The sequence below is a fragment of the Fontibacillus forbon genome (assembly GCF_046559655.1).
GTDB lineage: Bacteria > Bacillota > Bacilli > Paenibacillales > Paenibacillaceae > Fontibacillus.
On the sequence record NZ_JBKGFV010000002.1, the window covers coordinates 870,152 to 889,514 of the forward strand.

General features: G+C 50.8%; 19 protein-coding genes and 1 riboswitch. Of the genes, 3 read left to right on the forward strand and 16 right to left on the reverse strand.

The genetic code is table 11. From position 1 onward, the window contains the following. Window positions 1-3 precede the first annotated feature (3 nt). The 9 genes from liaF to metA all read right to left on the reverse strand — a co-directional run bounded on the left by liaF (window position 4) and on the right by metA (window position 10,402). Entirely contained in the window at window positions 4-957 is a 954-nt protein-coding gene (gene liaF / locus ACLB09_RS10985; RefSeq protein ID WP_410769855.1) for a cell wall-active antibiotics response protein LiaF, read from the reverse strand. Between the two features lie 371 nt (window positions 958-1,328). Beyond that, on the reverse strand, window positions 1,329-1,490 hold the full coding sequence (locus ACLB09_RS10990) for a hypothetical protein (protein WP_410769856.1): 162 nt from the start codon (window positions 1,488-1,490) through the stop codon (window positions 1,329-1,331). Window positions 1,491-1,601: 111 nt separating this feature from the next. Further along, window positions 1,602-2,300 carry a 3D domain-containing protein gene (locus tag ACLB09_RS10995; RefSeq protein ID WP_410769857.1) on the reverse strand — a complete coding sequence of 233 codons (699 nt, stop codon included), beginning with the start codon at window positions 2,298-2,300 and terminating at the stop codon, window positions 1,602-1,604. 91 nt (window positions 2,301-2,391) lie between these two features. Continuing rightward, entirely contained in the window at window positions 2,392-4,329 is a 1,938-nt protein-coding gene (gene thrS / locus ACLB09_RS11000; RefSeq protein WP_410769858.1) for a threonine--tRNA ligase, read from the reverse strand. A 368-nt stretch (window positions 4,330-4,697) separates the two neighbouring features. Further along, window positions 4,698-5,609 carry a putative sporulation protein YtxC gene (locus tag ACLB09_RS11005; protein WP_410769859.1) on the reverse strand — a complete coding sequence of 304 codons (912 nt, stop codon included), beginning with the start codon at window positions 5,607-5,609 and terminating at the stop codon, window positions 4,698-4,700. 231 nt (window positions 5,610-5,840) lie between these two features. Beyond that, complete coding sequence (gene mqnC / locus ACLB09_RS11010; RefSeq protein ID WP_410769860.1) at window positions 5,841-6,977, reverse strand: cyclic dehypoxanthinyl futalosine synthase; 1,137 nt, start codon at window positions 6,975-6,977, stop codon at window positions 5,841-5,843. Window positions 6,978-7,110: 133 nt separating this feature from the next. Further along, a complete protein-coding gene (locus tag ACLB09_RS11015) occupies window positions 7,111-8,268 on the reverse strand; it encodes a trans-sulfuration enzyme family protein (protein ID WP_410769861.1) in 1,158 nt (385 codons plus the stop codon). Further along, the gene (locus ACLB09_RS11020; RefSeq protein WP_410769862.1) at window positions 8,261-9,448 is read right to left on the reverse strand and encodes a PLP-dependent transferase; all 1,188 of its coding nucleotides are present in this window, start codon (window positions 9,446-9,448) and stop codon (window positions 8,261-8,263) included. The genes ACLB09_RS11015 and ACLB09_RS11020 overlap by 8 nt, the downstream gene beginning before the upstream one ends. 18 nt (window positions 9,449-9,466) lie before the next feature. Then, on the reverse strand, window positions 9,467-10,402 hold the full coding sequence (metA, locus tag ACLB09_RS11025) for a homoserine O-acetyltransferase MetA (RefSeq protein WP_410769863.1): 936 nt from the start codon (window positions 10,400-10,402) through the stop codon (window positions 9,467-9,469). A gap of 118 nt (window positions 10,403-10,520) precedes the next feature. Continuing rightward, window positions 10,521-10,649, reverse strand: a riboswitch (SAM riboswitch). Window positions 10,650-11,070: 421 nt separating this feature from the next. On the opposite strand from metA, the gene corA reads away from it, so the two are divergent. Then, a complete protein-coding gene (gene corA, locus ACLB09_RS11030) occupies window positions 11,071-12,006 on the forward strand; it encodes a magnesium/cobalt transporter CorA (protein ID WP_410769864.1) in 936 nt (311 codons plus the stop codon). Window positions 12,007-12,125: 119 nt separating this feature from the next. Here the strand turns inward: corA and ACLB09_RS11035 are convergent, their stop codons facing one another. Then, entirely contained in the window at window positions 12,126-13,136 is a 1,011-nt protein-coding gene (locus ACLB09_RS11035; RefSeq protein ID WP_410769865.1) for an HRDC domain-containing protein, read from the reverse strand. Window positions 13,137-13,361: 225 nt separating this feature from the next. Here ACLB09_RS11035 and ACLB09_RS11040 point away from each other — a divergent pair, with 225 nt between their 5' ends. Then, window positions 13,362-13,664, forward strand: coding sequence for a DUF3055 domain-containing protein (locus ACLB09_RS11040; protein WP_410769866.1), 303 nt, complete (start codon window positions 13,362-13,364; stop codon window positions 13,662-13,664). A gap of 37 nt (window positions 13,665-13,701) precedes the next feature. Here the strand turns inward: ACLB09_RS11040 and modB are convergent, their stop codons facing one another. Together modB and modA are read right to left on the reverse strand one after the other, a co-directional pair. Further along, complete coding sequence (gene modB, locus ACLB09_RS11045) at window positions 13,702-14,370, reverse strand: molybdate ABC transporter permease subunit (RefSeq protein WP_410769867.1); 669 nt, start codon at window positions 14,368-14,370, stop codon at window positions 13,702-13,704. Window positions 14,371-14,378: 8 nt separating this feature from the next. Then, the gene (modA, locus tag ACLB09_RS11050; protein ID WP_410769868.1) at window positions 14,379-15,230 is read right to left on the reverse strand and encodes a molybdate ABC transporter substrate-binding protein; all 852 of its coding nucleotides are present in this window, start codon (window positions 15,228-15,230) and stop codon (window positions 14,379-14,381) included. A gap of 119 nt (window positions 15,231-15,349) precedes the next feature. Between modA and ACLB09_RS11055 the strand changes: the two genes are divergently transcribed. Continuing rightward, window positions 15,350-16,372 (forward strand): substrate-binding domain-containing protein, encoded by a 1,023-nt coding sequence (locus ACLB09_RS11055; protein WP_410769869.1) that lies wholly within the window; start codon window positions 15,350-15,352, stop codon window positions 16,370-16,372. A gap of 99 nt (window positions 16,373-16,471) precedes the next feature. On the opposite strand, the gene ACLB09_RS11060 is transcribed toward ACLB09_RS11055, so the two are convergent. Genes ACLB09_RS11060 through ACLB09_RS11075 form a run of 4 tightly spaced genes read right to left on the reverse strand, consistent with a single transcriptional unit; the run spans window position 16,472 to window position 19,332 of the window. After that, window positions 16,472-17,368 (reverse strand): 5'-3' exonuclease, encoded by an 897-nt coding sequence (locus ACLB09_RS11060; RefSeq protein WP_410769870.1) that lies wholly within the window; start codon window positions 17,366-17,368, stop codon window positions 16,472-16,474. 52 nt (window positions 17,369-17,420) lie between these two features. Further along, a complete protein-coding gene (locus ACLB09_RS11065) occupies window positions 17,421-17,786 on the reverse strand; it encodes an arsenate reductase family protein (RefSeq protein WP_410769871.1) in 366 nt (121 codons plus the stop codon). Continuing rightward, entirely contained in the window at window positions 17,786-18,766 is a 981-nt protein-coding gene (locus ACLB09_RS11070; protein WP_410769872.1) for an RluA family pseudouridine synthase, read from the reverse strand. Before ACLB09_RS11070 ends, ACLB09_RS11065 begins: the two co-directional genes overlap by 1 nt. Further along, window positions 18,763-19,332, reverse strand: a complete 570-nt coding sequence (locus tag ACLB09_RS11075) for a cob(I)yrinic acid a,c-diamide adenosyltransferase (RefSeq protein ID WP_410769873.1) — start codon at window positions 19,330-19,332, stop codon at window positions 18,763-18,765. The genes ACLB09_RS11070 and ACLB09_RS11075 overlap by 4 nt, the downstream gene beginning before the upstream one ends. Between the last annotated feature and the right edge of the window lie 31 nt (window positions 19,333-19,363).

A 19,363-nucleotide genomic window follows, 5' to 3' on the forward strand; every position in this document is an offset into this window, starting at 1 on the left:
AGCTTAACCCACCATATTCACTTTAACGTCCCCGATAAAGACGCTTACCACCAGTTTTACCCGTTTACTGGCTTCGCCGTAGTGAGGGGACTGTGCCTGAACATTACTCATAAAACCGCCCTGTTTCTGGTTCAGCACCTTCAAATCGCCGATAAAAGCGCTCGAATTCGCGGTAATCCCAATATCCATATCCTCCGGTATAAACACTTTAACATCGCCGATAAAAGCCGACACATTAATCTTGGTTTCACCATAAGGGATTTGCGCTTTAGTCAAGTCGATGATCGTATCGCCGATAAAGTGGGAAATATTTGTAGGGTGTAGCTCAAAATAATCCTGCCCCAAATGAACGTCTCCGATAAAACCGGACTTGTTGATCGTTTCCGATCCGCCGGAGAATCCTCCGCCGATGCCATAACTTTTGCCGAATGCATCGTAATGGTGCGACTTCTCTTGTTTGAATTTCTGTTCTTTCTTCTTCTCTTCTTGTTCCAAACCGCCAAAAATGGAATCCAGCGGAGATTCCATCTCCGGAATATAAGTGTCGTTCAGCGGTGGCACTGGTGGTCTAGACTGTGGCGGAGGCGGAAAATCGTCGTTCCGGTATTTATTGCCGCGGCCCGGTTTGAACAACACGTACAAGCCACCGACAATGAGCGCAAGCGGGAAGAAGAACTTAAAGAAATCTCCCGGCGATAATGAAATCAGGTCCAGATTGTTTGCTAAAAAATAGCCCCCGATAATAATCAGTATCGCGCTGCCGATAAAGCTGGAGCCCTTCCAATTTCCGTTGCTGAGCTGGCTGAGGCCGCCAAGTATTAAAAATACAGGCCAATAGGTAGCGAAAAGATAACCCAGGCTAAGGTCGGTAATCCCCATCTGATTCAATAAAAATATGCCGCCGATGGAGATCAGCACCAGCCCGCCTATCAACCGTCCCATCATTCCGTTTTTCATTGCAGTTCCCTCCGTATTCATCATTCCTGAATGGTTAAACCCAGTTTACCGTATTCGGGGGACTTGCAACAGCGGCGCCGGATGGAAGTGTAGCTCGGTCTCCGGACGGAGGGGTTTACTTTTTTATCCAATTGTTTTTGCCTTCTGGCATTGGAAAATATCCAATATGAATAGTTGAATAGCACTGGAGTGGCATTTTGATTGGAACTTTTCCAATAAAATCAGCAAATTTAAGATCCTAGTGGACAATTTAAGCCATTTTCATTGGATAACTTCCAATCAGTGAGTATTTTAACAGCCCGAATTCAAAAAAAAAGGTGCCTCCTACCACGAAAATGAGTGGTCAGGAAGCACCTTGTCGTTGCTTTGTGTTATTGTTGTTGTTGTCCTGAACCTTGGTTGTTTACAGCATTACGGGATGCTTTCGCTTTTTGGGCGATCGTTGCTGTAGATTCTTCAGCAAATTCGGCATTATATTTCTCGTTTGGCGTTTTATAGCCTGGAGAAGCAGCCTTGTTTTTTTGATTAGGCATGATGTTTCACCTCCCTTTGCATAAAGCGCAGGCGTTGTACGACTTTGTGGGTCATGAGTTATGACCACGCCTCTTATTATGCTTACGGGTATCGTGAAATATTCAGCCCTCTCAAATGGCCAGATCCCATACTTTATCGGGAATGTCCTGCCCGACTTCCATCGCTTTGCCTAATTTGTTAAGCATCGCTTCCGTCAGCTTGCCGTTCCCTTTGCGGATTACCTGAACCTCCACTTCCTTCTTGCCCCATTCCTTAAACACCTGCTTGGTCGTTTTAAAATACAGGTCGATTTTGTTTCCTTTAATCGCCGAGCCTTTGTCCGCGACTACGCCATAGCCGTAACCGGGAATATAGAGAATGGTGCCGAGCGGGAATACTTTCAAATCCGCGGCAATCGTCGAAATCGTATCTTTATCCCGGCGAACCTTAACCCCTGAATACGTAATTCCGTACTGGGGATGATTCGGTTTCTTACCGGTGGATTCGTAACCGGCCGTATAACCGGTAGCCATCACTTTGACCGTTTTAACTTTCTTCTTGGCGGCCTCCGGCTTCACGTCACTGATCTTTTTGCCCTGAACAGGCGTATGAATCGAACTCAAAATTTTTTGGCTCTGCGGTTGGCTGGCTGAAGCTATTTCCAGCCTCAGGGCATTTTCCCGATATTCCCGAAGAACATACTGATGATACGTGTTCTTCGATAATTCTATAGTATTGGCATGAATTTTACTTTCTGCGGCGATCCCGTAAATGAGAAGAATCGTTAACAAACTTAGTCCGATTCTCCGCCACAATACAAATTGGCGCATATGAAAACCTCCCCCTTATTCCGAAGGTTTTCCACATGCGCCGCAGTTTATACATCAGTTAATCTTTTATTCGGATGTTTTTTTGAATTCCCTATATTACGTGATTGCGGATTTCATCCTGGAGCAATGCCAGTACCTCGTCCAGTGCTTTCGCTCCAAGATCCCCTTCGCCGCGTTTGCGGACGGAGACGCTTTCGCTGCTTTTCTCGCTTTCGCCGACTACGAACATGTAAGGAATTTTTTCCAGCTGGGCTTCCCGGATTTTATAACCGAGCTTCTCGTTGCGCAGATCGCTCTCTACCCGGATTCCACCGGCACGCATTTTATCTTCAACCGCACGGGCATACTCATCAAACGCCCCGGAAACCGGAATGATTTTGGCTTGTACCGGCGCCAGCCATAGCGGCAGATTTCCGGCAAAGTTCTCAAGCAGGAAGGCCGAGAAACGTTCCATCGTACCGAGGATGCCCCGGTGAAGCACGACCGGACGATGCTTCGCCCCGTCGTCGCCGACATATTCCAGCTCAAAGCGTTCTGGCAACAGGAAGTCGATTTGTACGGTGGACAAAGTTTCTTCTTTGCCGAGCGCCGTTTTCACCTGTACGTCCAGCTTAGGACCGTAGAACGCCGCTTCGCCTTCGGCCTCGAAGAACGGCAGACCGGCTTCCTCGACAACTTCGCGCAGCATGCGTTGGGCCGTATTCCACATTTCATCGTTCTGGAAATACTTCTCGGTATCCTGCGGATCCCGATAGGACAAGCGGAAACGGTACTCATGAATACCAAAGTCGCTGTACACCTGCTTGATGAGATCCAGTACGCGAGTAAATTCGCCCTTGATCTGATCCAGGCGGCAGAAAATATGCGCGTCGTTCAACGTCATGGAACGCACCCGGTGAAGCCCGGTCAGCGCACCCGACATTTCGTAACGGTGCTGCATGCCAAGCTCGGCAATCCGGATCGGCAGATCACGGTAGCTTCTCATATCGCTCTTGTATACCATCATATGATGCGGACAGTTCATCGGACGAAGCACGAATTCCTCCGTGTCGATCGTCATTTTCGGGAACATGTCCTCCTGGTAGTGCTCCCAGTGTCCGGACGTTTTATACAGATCCACGTTGCCAAGTACCGGTGTGTACACATGCTGGTAACCGAGCCGTTCTTCGATATCGACGATATACCGTTCCAATGTCCGGCGCAGAGTAGCGCCCTTAGGAAGCCAGATCGGCAACCCTTGACCCACGAGATTGTTGAACGTAAAAATGTTCAGCTCTTTGCCAAGCTTGCGGTGATCGCGCTTTTTGGCTTCTTCCAGCATCAGCAGATGGTGATCCAACTCGGCCTTCTTCACGAACGCCGTGCCGTAAATCCGCTGCAACATCTTATTGTTGCTGTTGCCCCGCCAGTAAGCGCCCGCTACGCTAAGCAGCTTGAAAACCTTGATTTTGCCGGTCGAAGGAACATGCGGCCCACGGCAAAGGTCGAAAAATTCGCCTTGATCGTAAATCGAAATGACGCTTTCTTCCGGCAGATCGCGGATCAGTTCCAGTTTGTACGGATCTCCAAGCTCGGTAAAGATCGCTACCGCTTCCTCCCGGCTGACTTCGCGACGGGTGATGGGCAGATTTTCGCCGATGATCCGTTCCATTTCTTTCTCGATTTTTTGCAGGTCTTCCGGATTCAGCGGATGCTCCAGATCCATATCGTAATAAAATCCGTCTTCAATGACCGGACCGATGCCTAGCTTCACTTCTTTTCCGCCAAATAGGCGTTTAACCGCCTGCGCCATCAAGTGGGCGGTACTGTGACGCATGATTTCCAGGCCGTCCTGGGAATCGAGGGTGATGATTTCCACCTTGTTCCCGTCTTCCAGCTTCGTATTCAAATCTACCGCTTTGCCGTCGATTTTGCCGGCTACGGCGTTTTTGCGCAACCCGCTGCTGATCGATGCCGCTACATCTTCCAAAGTACTTCCTTCCGCATATTCCCGGACCGAACCGTCCGGCAAAGATACTTTAATTGCCACTGTCTTTTCCTCCCGAAAATAATGATTGTCCCGGAAACGGACAACAAAAAAACCCGTCCCGGAAAGGGACGAGCGTTATTTACCCGTGGTTCCACCCTCATTCGGCCCACCTGCTTTTCGCAAGTACAGCCCTTATTGAGCATCCGATAACGGCAATGAACCGGCGATCCCTATTTTCATCCTGAACACCCGGACAGGTTCGGAATCACAGCTACAAAGGGGTAAACCAAAACCGGATCACAAGGGAATTTCAGCCAAGGTTCCCTCTCTCTGCACTGTCCGCTGCTTCTGGTTCATGTCTTTGTCAACGCTTTTTACTTGAATTATGTGTAATTATAAAGCTAACGCGAAAGCTCGTCAAGAACCCCTTAGGTTCCCTGATCCCTGTGAAGCCTCTCCTGATGAAACAATTGACAACGCGGGCAATGCAGGCAGAGCTCCACGCGGTCACCGAAAATACGCCGGATCGTCAAAATGATTTGCGCCTCGGGCTCGAGCGTATGGATCAAAATCCGGTCAGGGGATAAGGAAATCAGCGTGCTGACGATCATGTCCTCCATTTCCATCTCCTGGTCCGCAATTTGGGCCACGACGCCGCCGGAGGGAGGAACGCTGATCTTGGAAAACTGTTCGTTCAAAATATGGAATTCATGATCTTCTTTATGCATCAAATGGATCAGCGGGATGAGCGGCTCCTGGAAATGAACGAAATATTGCAGCAGGTGAATGAATTCCTCGTATTGCTGGTCCAGCAGGTATTCCTCCATAGCGATCTCCACTGTTTCACGCAGCTTGTCCCTGTAGTCCGGCAGCCGGAAAGCGATAAATCCGTCCAGGTCCAGATAGGCGTTATCCTGCAAATATTCTCTGAGCACGTTATATATTCCGGTTTTTCGCCGCTTCCTGGCCGCTTGATCCCCTTCTTCCGGACCGGCAAGCAGTTTATGGCAGCATTGTTCCGCGGCCAAACTTTCTTCACGTGAGGAAAATGAATACTGCTTGGAGGCGATGTTCATCGCTATGCTCTCTTCCCGGACTTCCACAATGTAACCGGCAATCCCGAGCGCGAGGTCTTCCATCAGCATTCGTCTTGATTCCGGGCTGAAGTTCGGCCCCGTAATAGAAATCGTCAACGTCAACACGGTTCCATCCAGGGAATGGCTGAAATGTGCCGGAGCAGCGCCGTTATGTACCGCACCGCCGGTATTGCCGATATGATCAAGGAGTTGCTGTTCCGAAAAAACGCCCTTTAAATCCGCGCGCAGCGTAAAAAAATCCATAAGCCCTCCCCCTTTCGTTTCCTTCCCAAAGTATATGGCGGGAAGGAAACGGATATACGAGGCGAGCCTATGGAAAGATAGCCAGTGTTTCCATAAAAGTGAGTGCAGGCAAGGGAGTAAATTGATTCCGAAGAAGCGGCAGCGGTCACCTTAGTGATCGGATTTCTACCTTGTTATTTAATCAAGAAATCCGGGAACAACAGCGATCGCGGGAACATTTTACGTATTTGCCTAATTTTGCATGATGAAATCGCGCTCAATGCTGGAATCCTGATCAAACACACGCAAAATGTCGTATTTCGTATTCCGCTGTGCCGGGGTTTTACCGGCAGACCGGATGATGGACAGGATGGATTCGATGTTTACTTTATAAGTTGCTCCGGCGGAGGATACGACATTCTCTTCGATCATGGTGCTGCCGAAGTCATTGCAGCCATATTGCAGCGACAGCCTGCCGATCTCAGGACCCATCGTTACCCAGGACGATTGCAGGTTTTTGATATTGTCGAGCACGATCCGGCTGATGGCCACTGTCTTAAGATAAGATTCCGGCGTCTGGCGCTCGACCTTCAGATTCGTGTTATCAGGCTGGAATGTCCAAGGAATAAAGGCCAGAAATCCTTCCGACGGGTAACCGTTTTGCAGGCATTCATCCTGCGCTTCGCGGACGCGAAGCAAGTGCAGGGCGCGCTCCTCCATCGACTCGCCGAATCCGATGACCATCGTTGCGGTCGTATTCATGCCGATCCGGTGCGCCGTCTGCATAACATCCATCCATTCCCGCCACGAACCTTTGGCCCGGCTGATTTTACGGCGAGTGCGGTCGTCCAGGATTTCCGCGCCTCCGCCCGGGAGCGAATCCAGACCAGCCGCATGAATTTCACGCAAAACTTCCTCAATGGAAAGTCCGTCCGATACTTCCTTCATCTTCATAATTTCCGCAGGGGAGAAAGAGTGCATCGTAATGTCCGGGAATCTTACTTTGATGGCTTTAAGCAGATCGGTATAGTAGCTGAACGGAAGATTCGGGTTCGTTCCACCCTGCATCAGAATTTCGGTTCCGCCGACATCGATTGTTTCCTGGATTTTTTGAAAAATCACTTCATCCGGCAGCACGTAGCCTTCCTCCGAGCCTGGACGGCGGTAAAAAGCGCAAAACCGGCAGTACACGTCGCAAACGTTCGTGTAATTCACATTCCGTCCGATCACGAACGTCGCCACCGGATCGGGATGTTTCCGTTCCATCAAAATATTGGCCACATGACCCATCTTTTCCACTTCGTCCGACTCGAAAAGCTTGATCGTATCTTCAAGATCGAGGCGCCCCCCTTGCAGCGCCTTGTCTAAAATATCGTTAATCGCAGTCATTTTGCTGCCTCCTTGCGTTTGTCTAATAATTAATCAATAAATTCCAACACCAATATGATAATCGTAACACAATCGTCACCAAAAAACAGCACCCGATCTGCTTCGGGTGCCGTTTCATCTCAATCACAATCTTCTAGTTATTCTGCAGCGCCTGCTCCAAATCGGCGATCAAATCGTCGATATCTTCGAGGCCGACGGAAAATCGTAATAAGCCGTCGGTTATTCCGCGTTCATGCCGGACTTCCTGTGGCATCGACGCATGCGACATCATGGCCGGATAAGACAGAATACTTTCAACGGCACCGAGGCTGACGGCTACCAACGGCAGCTTCACTTTGCTCAGCACTTGCTTCGCCCGCTCTCCCGAGCCGACATCGAAGGATACGACCGCGCCGTAACCGGTCGATTGTTTCTCCTGGACATCGCGGCCCGGATGATCCGCTAGACCGGGGTAGAAGACGGCGTCGATATCCTCACGCCGGCTAAGCCAGTCGGCCAGCTTGCGGGTACTGATTTCGCTGTGCGCCATCCGCGCGCCCAGCGTCTTCATGCCTCGCATCAGCAGCCAGGAATCCTGGGCACCAAGGACCGTGCCCAGACCGTTCTGCAGAAATTTCAGGCGCCGTCCGAGCGATTCGCTGCGGGCCACGGCCAGTCCTGCCAACACGTCGCTATGGCCGCCCAGAAACTTGGTGGCGCTGTGCAATACGATGTCTACGCCTAGTTCAATGGGTCGTTGATAATACGGCGTCATGAACGTATTGTCCACGATGCTGAGCAAATCGTGGTCACGGGCCCACGCCGCGATTAACGCCATATCCGTAATTTTCAGGGTCGGATTCGACGGCGTCTCCATATAAACGGCTTTCGTGTTCGGCTTCAGCGCCGCTTTGACATCTTCAAAGTTCGTCATATCGACGAACGTAGCTTCAATATTCAAACGGCTCAATATATTCGTAAGCAGCCGGTATGTACCTCCGTACACATCCTCCGTAACGATCAGATGATCGCCTGCCGAAAACAGCATAAACGTGGTCGAGATCGCGGCCATCCCGCTGGAAAAGGCAAAGCCGCGCTCGCCGCCTTCAAGTACGGCGATATAATCTTCCAGTGCCTGGCGTGTCGGATTTCCTGAACGGCTATAGTCATATTCAGGAGGATTGAAGATGTCGTGGTGATGAAAAGTGGAAGCCTGATAAATTGGAACGCTGGACGCTCCGGTAGCGGCGTCCACTTCATTACCGAAATGAATCAGCTTCGTATCGAACTTTTTGCGTCCCTTGTCACTCATGGCCTTGTCCCCCTTCGACCTCGATCCGCGCCGCTTCCAGCGCCTGTCCCAGATCCCTGATCAAATCTTCGGCATGCTCGATACCGACCGAGAAGCGGAGCAGCCGATCGTCCACGCCGACCGCCTCGCGGATTTCCACCGGAATGTCGGCATGCGTCTGAACCGCCGGATAAGTCATCAGCGACTCCACGCCGCCAAGGCTCTCCGCGAAAGCGATCAGTTCCAGATGGCGGAGCACCGGCTCAACATAACGGGCATCGGTTACTTTAAACGCGAATATTCCCGTATTCCCGCCGGACTGCTTCTTCTGTATATCGTAACCCGGATGATCAGGAAGGCCCGGATGGAACACTTCCGCAATCTGCGGATGCTTCAGCAGGTATTGCGCAACAGCCAATGCATTGCTCTCATGCCGCTCCATCCGGAGTGCCAGAGTCTTCATGCCGCGCATAAGCTGATAGGAGTCCGACGGGCTGAGCACCGCACCGATCGAATTGTGCAGGAAACCGATCTCCTTGGACAATTCCTCTCCCTTCGTGACGATTAAACCGGCAAGGACATCGTTATGTCCGCCCAAATATTTCGTCGCACTGTGCACGACGATATCCGCACCCAGTTCAAGCGGGCGCTGAAAATAAGGCGTCAGCAACGTATTATCCACGACGGTCAGCAACTGATGCCGCTTGGCCCAAAGACTTACCGCTTCTATGTCGGTAATCATCATGAGCGGGTTCGTCGGCGTCTCGATGAATACCGCTTTCGTGTTCGGTTGGCGCACTTGCTCAAGCGCATCCAGATCATTCGTATCTACATAGGAAGCGCTAATTCCGAATCTGGAAAGGATCTTTTCCAACAGGCGGTAAGTCCCGCCGTACAAATCCAGGGAAACGATCAGATGATCTCCTTGCGAAAACAGGCTGAATACCGTTTGCAGCGCAGCCATCCCGGAACTGCAGGCAAAGCCCGCGTCACCGCTCTCGAGCGCAGCGGAGGCTTCCTCGAGCACGGTTCTTGTCGGACTCTTGGTCCGGGAATAATCGAACCCCGTGCTTTGGCCGAGCCGCGGATGCCGAAACGCGGTCGACTGATAAATCGGGTAATTTACCGCACCCGTAACCGGCTCCTCCACCGAGCCGATCTGTGCCAATCTGCTTTCCAAATGCCATTTGTTCTCTTTCACTTGATTAACCCCTCCACATCAGATCTGATAAACGAATTCAGCCATTTGATCTATATCGTATGGTGTTTCCTGATACACATAGTAATTCAGCCAATTGGAGAATAATAAGTTAGCATGCGCTCTCCAAGTTGAAGCCGGAGTTTTGGAAGGGTCGTTATTTGGGTAATAGTTGACCGGCAACTCGATGTCGAGCCCTTTGGCGATATCGCGGTCATATTCCCATTTCAGGGAACAAGGATCGTATTCCGAATGGCCGGTGACGAAAATCTGCTTGCCGTCCTTGGAAGCAACGAGATAGATGCCGGCTTCTTCGGATTCCGCCAAAATCTCGAGCTGAGAGATAGCTTCGATATCTTCTCTCGACACATCCGTGTGTCGCGAATGCGGCACCTGGAACACTTCGTCGAATCCGCGCAGCAACTTTACATGCGGATTGTTGACGCCGTGACTGAACACGCCGAAGCATTTTTTCTCAAGCGGTACTTTCCGAACGCCGAAATGATAGTAAAGACCCGCCTGGGAAGCCCAGCAAATGTGCATGGTCGACGTTACATGGGTCTTGCTCCATTCGAAGATTTCCTGTAATTCGTCCCAATAATTCACTTCTTCGAATGCAAGCTGTTCGACAGGAGCCCCTGTGACGATCATGCCGTCAAAACGGCGACCTTTGATCTCGTCAAAGGTTTTATAGAACATTTCCAGATGCTCTGCGGATGTGTTCTTGGACGTATGCGACCGCGGGTGAAGCAAAACAATCTCCACCTGAAGCGGCGTATTGCCCAGCAGGCGCAGAATTTGCGATTCCGTTGTCTCTTTGGTCGGCATAAGATTAAGAATAGCAATTCTTAGGGGGCGGATATCCTGTTGATAGGCCCGGCTCTCATCCATGACAAAAATATTTTCGTTCGATAGCACTTCCTTGGCCGGCAAATGATCCGGTACTTTAATCGGCATAATGTTCACTCCTTTTGACGATTAGACTGGTATTTGTTTGCTGAAAGCGGGACTGCAACAAGAAAAAAAGACCTCACTCCATAAAGAGAAAGGTCATCATCTATTCCTGAATGCGCCTCTCTCATCTCTCAGAGACCGTTAAGCTTCGGATTGAAGCTCCACAGTTCCGCAAGAATTAGCACCGTGCGACGTATCGCCGGTTGCCGGGTATCATCGGGCCAGTCCCTCCACCTACTCTTGATAAGAAAATCGTCTTATTATTTTGTTGTTATGATTCAAATTTAAATATGCTGATTTTCATTATACATGAAATAGCTTTTTTAACAAGTCATGCGCCCTATTTTGTCCGCAACTTTTTGGCTTGAAACATTTCATACCCCGGCGTTATACTAGACAAGTGTTTGAGAGGTAAATTTCATGACCAAAAAGAGGTGAATCCGAGAATGGAAGGCGACCCGAGTCCGCAGTGTAGTGTCCTGAAGCAACAATCGCATAGGAAACCGATCAGCAGGCGCCCTGCGGGAAGTTATGGGCACTTTCTTTTCCCGGTGTTTTCATAAAACGCCTTTTTCGGCGTTCCCGCGCCGCCAGTCCTGATCCTCTTCCTATGCTCAGCCAAAACAGATATGAGCATAACCGGCCGTTCCGGCCGGAAAGGGAGTGAAGGTATGAAAATCCGTCATGTGGTCGCCGGTGTATTTACGCCGGTAGAGGACGTGGAATTGACAACAACATCACCTGAACAAGGGTTTTATTGGATCGACGCCGATGTCGACGATCTGGCGCTGCTGCAGCCGTTGTTTTCGCTGCATGATCTCGCGGTGGAAGACTGTCTGACCGAAGAAGAGCAGCGTCCAAAGATCGAAACTTACGATAATCATTATTTTATTGTGGTCAACAGCATCCGTTATGATGATGAGGAAATTTTTCTGCGGGCGCTTAATATTTTTCTAGGCCGGCATTATATCATTACGGTAACCAAGCAAAAGATCAACGAACTACGGGCCGTCAAACCGATCCTGTGGGAACAGGAAGTCAGCGAGCCCGACCGTTTCATGTATTATCTTATCGACTTGGTCGTTGACAATTACTTTATCGTCGGCGACCGGATCGAAGTCAAAATCGAGAAGTTGGAAGAAGACATCCTCATGCACACCAAACGTTCGCATTTGAATGAAATTATCGGACTGCGAAGCGAAATATTGTGGCTCAAGAAAGTACTGGGCCCGCAAAAAGAAGTCATCAATATTTTAAACAAAAAAGATCTGCGCCTGATCGATGATCAGTTGCAGAAATATTTCAGCGACATCTATGAGAATGCCGTTAAGATCTCCGAAAACTTCGATACGTTCCGGGAACTCGTAGGAAACTTACGAGAAGCATATCAGGCAGCCATCGCCAATCGGGCCAATGAAATCATGCGCGTGTTTACGGCCATTACGACGATCTTTATCCCGCTTACGTTAATTACCGGGATTTACGGCATGAACTTTGACAATATGCCGGAAATCCATTGGAAGTACAGTTACTATGTCGTCATTGGCATCATGATTGCCCTCGGGGCCGGAATGTTCTATCTTTTCCGGAAGCGCGACTGGATATAACGGCATCCATAGTAAAGTAACCTTAAGATTATAATACGGCAAGCGCCAGTTTCCGAGTAATCGCTTCAGGATTTCCCGGAAACCGGCGCTTTTCGTTTCATGACGCTGCCTCGACCGGCTTACCCCGCTTTTGGCGCGCTCTCCTTCTGCCGCCGGTAAGTAATGCGCATCAGACGCAGTTTTTCATAAAGTTGTTCCACCCCTCCGCCTTCGATTGTCTCCTGATCGTAAACGCGCTGTAGCACTGGCTTAAGGAAATGATCGCCGAGTTCCTCAAATGCTTTCCATACCGCACTTTGCTGTTCTTTCGGCATGTTCCGGATTTCTAACTGTACTACGGCATCTGTCGTATATCCGTCCTTCTCCAGCAATTCAAGCAATTCCACTGCCTCCCTGCGTTCAAGGCCCGTACGGTTGCAAATTCCTTCAAGATCGAGACCCTGGGCAAGCGACTCCAGCACCATGCGGCGCAAGCTGAACTTCTCCATTTCCATCCGGAACTTGACCTCCTTCTGCTTATACATCCAGGTGCGGAACACTTCCTCGTCGATATCCCGCTCCACCCAATCGAGCGGAAAGTCTCCCGGTCGTTCTTCACCTTGGGCTTGCACCATTTCAAGAAGATCGGGTCCGTATTCCGTAGCTTTGCTTTCCCCTAACCCGGGAAGCTGAAGCAACTCCTCTACGGTACGCGGGCGGAACACGCTAATCAGCTTCAGGAGCCTGTTGCTTGCGATCATGTACGGCGCTTTGCGGTCTGCGGCTGCTTTCTTTCGCCGCCAGACGCAGAGCTCGTTATACAACCCCTCATTCCCGTGCAGCTCGCTATAACAAATAAGCTTCTGTGCCGCCATTCCCCTCCCATGAAACTCCTCCCTCTCATCCCATATCCCTTCGATCACCGGCCGGTAGCCTTCTCCCATCTTGACGACAAGACGATGACGGTACACGTGCAGCATCTCAGACCAGGAACCGCCTTCATACCAAATGGTCTCCTGCTCCTCACTCCCGGCGATTTCGTTCCAGCCCATCCGCCACAGGCCTTCTTCTTCCCCGATCCATACCTGTGCCCCGCCGGAAACCGCCCCGTTCTCTTTCTTTTCCAAGCTGTTCAAAAAAACGATCCTCATTTCATTACCCTCCTTAATCACTGTCAGCAACGACCAGTTTATGGTTTCAGGCACGCAAAAAAGCACCCCTCCTGAATGTTTCAAGAGAGGTGCTTCCCCTAGTCGTATACTGTTATTCCTAATCATACCATTTTTATCCTCGCTGTCAATCGTTATCATTTCCCCGTTGCTCTCTTTTTCGGATATAATGACAGAAGACAACTAGTACCCGAGGAGGCCTTGCCCATGACCGGACCTAACCAGGACCTGGATTTTTTATCAGACAGTACGGAAAGTACTTCAACCCGCTTCGTTACGTTTATCGGAAACTCTTTAAAACGATTCGATCTTGCGGTTACGACCACCAACCGTTTCTACGGAAAAAAACTCGTTACCGATCTCCAAAACGGCAAAACCGCCATCCTGGGGACTGACGATTTGGAGGAAGAAGGCTATCTCGAGCATGTTTTCGGCCTGAATGAAGAGGAAAGCGGAGAACTCCGGACCTTCCTCTATCAAGTTGTGGGCGAAGCTTATTTTACGGACTAATCTTCAGAGAAATCACCGGATGATGAATATCAGCGTATCAAAGCTCTCGCTCAGTCCGGGATCCGCAAAACGCCAGCAAAAGAAACGAGATCAAAATCATCAGACCGGCCCAAGCCCAAGCGGACGACGTATCGCCTGATTCAACCGCCATATAAATCGCCGTCGGTAACGTCTGTGTTCTCCCTGGAATATTTCCGGCAAGCATCAATGTGGCGCCAAACTCGCCAAGCGCTCTCGTAAAGGACAGCACAAACGCGGTTACCAGCGTACGCTGGGCAAGCGGTATCGCGATCCACAGCAGGACCTGCCATTCGGATGCGCCCATGGACCGGCCGGCGGACAACAAGTCCCGGTCGATGGACAAGAACCCGGCCTTGGCCGATTGATACCCCAAAGGGAAGGCAACGATAGTTGCTGCCAGCACGGCGGCCCCCCATGAAAACACGATCGGCATGCCGGCCAGCGCTTCGAATATTTTTCCGATCGGGCTGCGGCGGCCGAACGCCATCAGGAGCAGAAAGCCGACAACGGTCGGGGGTAAAACCATAGGCAGCATGAACACCGTTTCCAGGATAATTTTGCCCCGGAATTTTTTACGGGACATGACCCAGGCTGCATAGCCCGATATCAAAAAAGCGATTATGCCCGCCAGCAGCGATACTTTCAGCGACAAACCGACGGGTGACCAAAAATCGCTCCACTCCATGGACAGCCTCACTCGGTAACGGTGAACCCGTGACTTGCGAATACGTCGCGAGCTTCCGCGGTTTGCAGAAACTTCAGAAACTGATCGGCTTCTTCAGGATGTTTCGTAGCCGTCACGATTCCGGCCGGATATACGATGGGCGCATGGCTTTTCTCGTCCACGACGAGCGCCGTGTTCACTTTGTCGGAAAGCTTGGCGTCGCTCTCGTAAACGAAACCCGCATCCGCATTCCCTGATTCCACATAGGTCAGTACCTGGGTCACATCCTTGGCAAATACCATTTTAGGTTGAAGCGCGTCCCATAATTGCGCGTTCTCCAGCGATTCCTTCGTATAGGAACCTGCCGGCACTACTTCAGGTTCGCCCATGGCGATTTTGCCAAAACCGTTATCTTGCAGGGCCGCCAAGTCTTTCGGAACTGCCGCGGCGTCGGACGGAACGATCAGGACCAGGCGATTTTTCAGCAAATCGATCTTGCTGTCGGCGTTTACGAACTTGCCGTCGATCAGCGCGTTCATTTGTTTTTGTCCCGCGGACAAGAACAAATCGGCTGGGGCGCCTTGCTCAATTTGCTTTTGGAGAGAGCCGGAAGCCCCAAAATTCATCGTAAGCGTTACATTCTCATGTTCATTTTTGTACAAGGAAGATATCTCTTCCATACTGTCTTTTAGACTGGCTGCTGCCGATATAGTCAACGTAACCGGGCTCTGCGGCTCTGCGCCCACCCGTTGATCGGTATTGCCGTTTGCTGCACTTGCCGAGTTATTTCCCGCACTGCCGCAAGCAGACAGGATTCCGACCAGCATCAGTAGTCCGAACAGGACCCGGCCGCTAGTCATCATTTTTTGATACATGGACATAAAAAAACCTCCGATCAACCAGATATGTAACGAATGTTATTTTACATTTTATTATATTTAGATATATTTGAATATAACTAATTATATTTAGACATAATTTTGTCAATTGGAGGATATCCATGAATGAAGTCTCTTATACCACCGAGGAAGTCGCCAAACTGCTGAAAGTCTCCAAATTAACCGTATACGACCTGATCAAAAAAGGGGAGCTTCCCGCATACCGGGTTGGCAAGCAGATGCGGGTGGATGCGGATGATCTTGAGATGTATAAGCAGAACGCCAAAAGCGGAAACGGAGCACATGGTGCAATTCGCGCCCAGGGTAAACCGCAAACGTCCGAACGGACCGTTTCGCATCCGCAGGAATTCCGCGGAGAGGTCCTCAACCTTCCCGGTCAAACTCAGATCCCCGGTACCCTGGTCATCACCGGTCAGGATCTTAGCCTCGATGTACTGGCCAAACATCTGGAACGCGCGAATCCGTCGCTCCGGCCGCTTCGCTCGCATGACGGAAGCCTGGATAGCCTGATCTCCATGTATCACGGCAAGAGCGACATCGTCAGTACCCATCTACTGGACGGCATCAGCGGTGAATATAACATCCCCTACATTACGAAAATACTTACCGGCCATTCTTACGTCGTCGTCAATTTGCTGCAGCGCCAAGCCGGACTGTACGTGCGGCAAGGAAACCCGAAGCAATTGAAAACATGGGCGGATTTAGGCACGCCGGGCATCCGGTTGATCAATCGCGAAATCGGCTCCGGGGCCCGAGTTCTGCTGGATGAGCAACTGCGTGCGCATGGCATTGACCGCTCCGGTATCGAAGGATATAATGACGTGGAAAATAGTCACCTGGCCGTCGCAGGCAAAGTCTCGTCGGGTCAGGCGGACGTGGGGGTCGGAATCGAAAATGCAGTATCCTTAATCAGCACCGTCGATTTCGTGCCTCTGATCAAGGAGCGTTATGACTTGGTTGTGCTAAAAAGCAAACACAATGCCGCCTGGATTCAACTGCTCCTCCAAACCTTGCAGTCTCCAGAGTTTCAACAGGAGCTGTCTTCGATTCGCGGCTATGATCTAACTTTGACCGGAACCATTTTGTACGATACCGAAGGAGAAAACGCTCCTATAAAGCGGTAAACAGCACGACAAAAAGAGGCCTCGTTGATTTAATTCCAACGAGGCCCCTTGATTTTTGTCCAGCCCTTGGCCATTTCTTGGCCGCCGGGCCTCTTCATTCTACGGCGTTGCCGCCAGTCCCATCAAAGCGCTGATGCTGGCCATTTCCAACTCTTCGAATTTGGACGCTACCACCGCGTGGTTCAGCTCCAGCCGACAGGAATCGGAAGAGCACAGAAGCTCGACGTCGCAGCGGATTTCCGCCAGTTTTCTCGACAGATGGAGCATCTCCAGATCACTTTCGATTTTCATGCGCACCGATTTGGACAAGCTGTCCAGATTGTCCAGGATACCTTGTACAGAACCGTATTCCTGGACAAGCTTCAACGCGGTTTTCTCGCCGATCCCTCGGACGCCAGGGTAGTTGTCGCTCGTGTCGCCCATCAGCCCCTTCAGGTCGATAATCTGGCCCGGAGTCAGCTGTTTTTCCTCCATCAGGCTTTCCGGCGTGTAGACCATGTAATTGCCATGCCCCTTTTTCATGATAATCACGCTCGTCCGCTCGCTGACCAACTGCAGCATATCATGATCTCCCGTCAGGATGAGCACGTCCATATCCCCGCTGAATTTTGACGCCAGCGTTCCGATGCAATCATCGGCTTCATATCCCGGACAGCTGATGTTCGGAATACCCAAGCTCTCCATCACATCGCGGATGACGGAAAACTGCGGAATCAAATCATCCGGCGCCTCGGAACGGTTGCCTTTGTAAGCCGCAAACTGCTCTGTCCGGAATGTTTTGCTGCCGAGGTCCCAGCAGCAGGCGATATGTGTCGGAGTAAATTTCTGTACCGCATCCCAGAAGTACCGCATAAACCCGTAAATCGCATTCGTCGGAAGACCGGCCTTGGTGCGCCGGATATACCCCGTAGCGGCAGATGCATAATAGGCGCGAAACATCAGCGCCATACCGTCGACCAGCAGAATGCTTTCTTTGTTGTTCTGCCCGAGAGTCATTGTTTTCGCTCCCCTTCCTGTGTGAAAATTAGCAGGCGTAATCATCGATAGACTAGTTATTTCCCCATACTTGCTCATATGTCTCTTCTTTGAAACCCACGGTTACTGTTTTTCCATCGGATACCAACGGCCGCTTTATCAGCATACCGTTGGAAGACAGCAGTTTAATTTGATCTTCCACTGGCATGGACGGCAACTTATCCTTAAGCGCCAATTCTTTGTATACCTCGCCGCTCGTGTTAAAAAACTTCTTTAACTCCAGCCCGCTAAGCTCTACCATTTCGGAAAGTTCGGACGGCCCGGGCGGGGTTTCCTTAATATTTCTCAAGTCCAGATGATGTCCCTGGGCTTCAAGCCACTTTACGGCCTTGCGGCAGGTGCCGCAGGGCGGGTATTGATACACGATCAAATCACTCATCAAAAATGCTCTCCTTCACTTACTGATTCTCCGCATTCCAGTTTCTGCAGCAATGCTTCCATATCCGCAGGAAGATGTGCCTGAAAAAGCAACGCTTCTCCCGTCAGAGGATGTTGAAAGCCGAGCTCCGAAGCATGAAGCGCTTGCCGGCCGATAACTTCATCCAGCACCGAAGCGGAGGTTGCTAAATGCTCCATTCCGCCTGCTTCACTCCAAGTATAGAGCTTGTCCCCAATCAACGGATGGCCGATCGAAGTCATATGGACGCGGATCTGATGGGTCCGGCCCGTCCCCAGGCGCAATTCCACCAGCGCTCCAAGCCCGTAACACGCGACGACTTTGTAATAAGTCAGCGCCGGATATCCGGTCGGGGTAACTATGCGCCGATGAGGCTCCTGCGGATCACGGTCAATCGGGCCGTCCAGAACGCCGTCACCAGGTTTTGGACAGCCGTGCACGAGTGCCGTGTATTTCTTGGTCACTTTGCCCGCGATCAGTTGCTCGGAGATATGCTGATGTACATATGCATTTTTGGCTATCGCAATCAGCCCGCTCGTTTCCTGATCCAGGCGGTGAACAGGCCGAAAACGAACCCTTTCGCCCTTTTCCTTCCAATAATGCACTACCCCGTTGGCCAAGGTGTCGGTATAATGTCCATGGGTCGGATGGACAATGATACCCGGCGCTTTGTTCACGATCAATAACGCAGCATCTTCGTATACAATTTCAAAGTGAATCGGCTGCGGTAGAATGTCCTCCGACGTTTCCTGCTCCAGCGAAATGGACACGATATCCCCCACCTTCACCGGAACGCTGATAAACACCCGTTCCCCGTTCAGCATGACGCCCCGGTCGGTCAACTTGATGCGGGACAACAACTTCCGTGATACCCCCAGCTTGCGCTGCAGTACGGTTTTTAACAGCCATCCGTGTTCTTGTTCGGTAACTTTATATGAAATCGGATCATAATAAACGGTCATGATTTTCTGCCAAACACCTTCGCACTGCGCACATATTCTACATCTGGGGTTTGCTGCCGGACATTGGCCGTCCTGGCTGCCGCGAAGAAGAAGTCGGACAGGCGGTTCAAATATTTTACAGCTTCCGCATTGATCTCCGACTGGCGGCTTAAAGTTACGGCCCGTCGTTCGGCACGGCGGCAAACGGTCCGACATACATGCAGCGTAGAAGCCAGCATCGTCCCGCCAGGCAGTATGAATTTTTCCAGCGCCGGATTTTCTTCTTCATACCGGTCAATCCAGGTTTCCAGGCGTTCGGCCATTTCGGCGCTAACCTTAAACCGGCGTTCATCGGCCTTGGCATAAGCCAGGTCGGAACCGCAATCAAACAGTTCCTGTTGGATCTGCTGCAAATCTTCTTTCAAGTCGGCAAACAAGGCTTGATCCGCATAGCTGCCGGCCAGCCCGACAAAACTGTTCAATTCGTCAATCGTTCCGTAAGCTTCAACCCGATCGTCATCCTTATATACTCTTCCGCCAATGACCGAAGTTTGCCCCTGATCACCGGTACGTGTATAAATACTCACAAACCTAACCCCCTTTTTCCTATTTTCAAAT

Excerpts from the sequence above, each read along its gene's own strand:
- ACLB09_RS10990 (WP_410769856.1), bottom strand. The coding sequence starts at position 1,490 with ATGCCTAATCAAAAAAACAAGGCTGCTTCTCCAGGCTATAAAACGCCA.
- corA (WP_410769864.1), top strand. The coding sequence starts at position 11,071 with ATGAAAATCCGTCATGTGGTCGCCGGTGTATTTACGCCGGTAGAGGAC.
- modA (WP_410769868.1), bottom strand. The coding sequence starts at position 15,230 with ATGTCCATGTATCAAAAAATGATGACTAGCGGCCGGGTCCTGTTCGGA.
- ACLB09_RS11070 (WP_410769872.1), bottom strand. The coding sequence starts at position 18,766 with ATGACCGTTTATTATGATCCGATTTCATATAAAGTTACCGAACAAGAA.
- metA (WP_410769863.1), bottom strand. The coding sequence starts at position 10,402 with ATGCCGATTAAAGTACCGGATCATTTGCCGGCCAAGGAAGTGCTATCG.
- ACLB09_RS11035 (WP_410769865.1), bottom strand. The coding sequence starts at position 13,136 with ATGAGGATCGTTTTTTTGAACAGCTTGGAAAAGAAAGAGAACGGGGCG.
- ACLB09_RS10995 (WP_410769857.1), bottom strand. The coding sequence starts at position 2,300 with ATGCGCCAATTTGTATTGTGGCGGAGAATCGGACTAAGTTTGTTAACG.
- ACLB09_RS11005 (WP_410769859.1), bottom strand. The coding sequence starts at position 5,609 with ATGGATTTTTTTACGCTGCGCGCGGATTTAAAGGGCGTTTTTTCGGAA.
- mqnC (WP_410769860.1), bottom strand. The coding sequence starts at position 6,977 with ATGACTGCGATTAACGATATTTTAGACAAGGCGCTGCAAGGGGGGCGC.
- ACLB09_RS11040 (WP_410769866.1), top strand. The coding sequence starts at position 13,362 with ATGACCGGACCTAACCAGGACCTGGATTTTTTATCAGACAGTACGGAA.
- liaF (WP_410769855.1), bottom strand. The coding sequence starts at position 957 with ATGAAAAACGGAATGATGGGACGGTTGATAGGCGGGCTGGTGCTGATC.
- ACLB09_RS11065 (WP_410769871.1), bottom strand. The coding sequence starts at position 17,786 with ATGAGTGATTTGATCGTGTATCAATACCCGCCCTGCGGCACCTGCCGC.
- ACLB09_RS11015 (WP_410769861.1), bottom strand. The coding sequence starts at position 8,268 with ATGAGTGACAAGGGACGCAAAAAGTTCGATACGAAGCTGATTCATTTC.
- ACLB09_RS11055 (WP_410769869.1), top strand. The coding sequence starts at position 15,350 with ATGAATGAAGTCTCTTATACCACCGAGGAAGTCGCCAAACTGCTGAAA.
- modB (WP_410769867.1), bottom strand. The coding sequence starts at position 14,370 with ATGGAGTGGAGCGATTTTTGGTCACCCGTCGGTTTGTCGCTGAAAGTA.
- ACLB09_RS11060 (WP_410769870.1), bottom strand. The coding sequence starts at position 17,368 with ATGACTCTCGGGCAGAACAACAAAGAAAGCATTCTGCTGGTCGACGGT.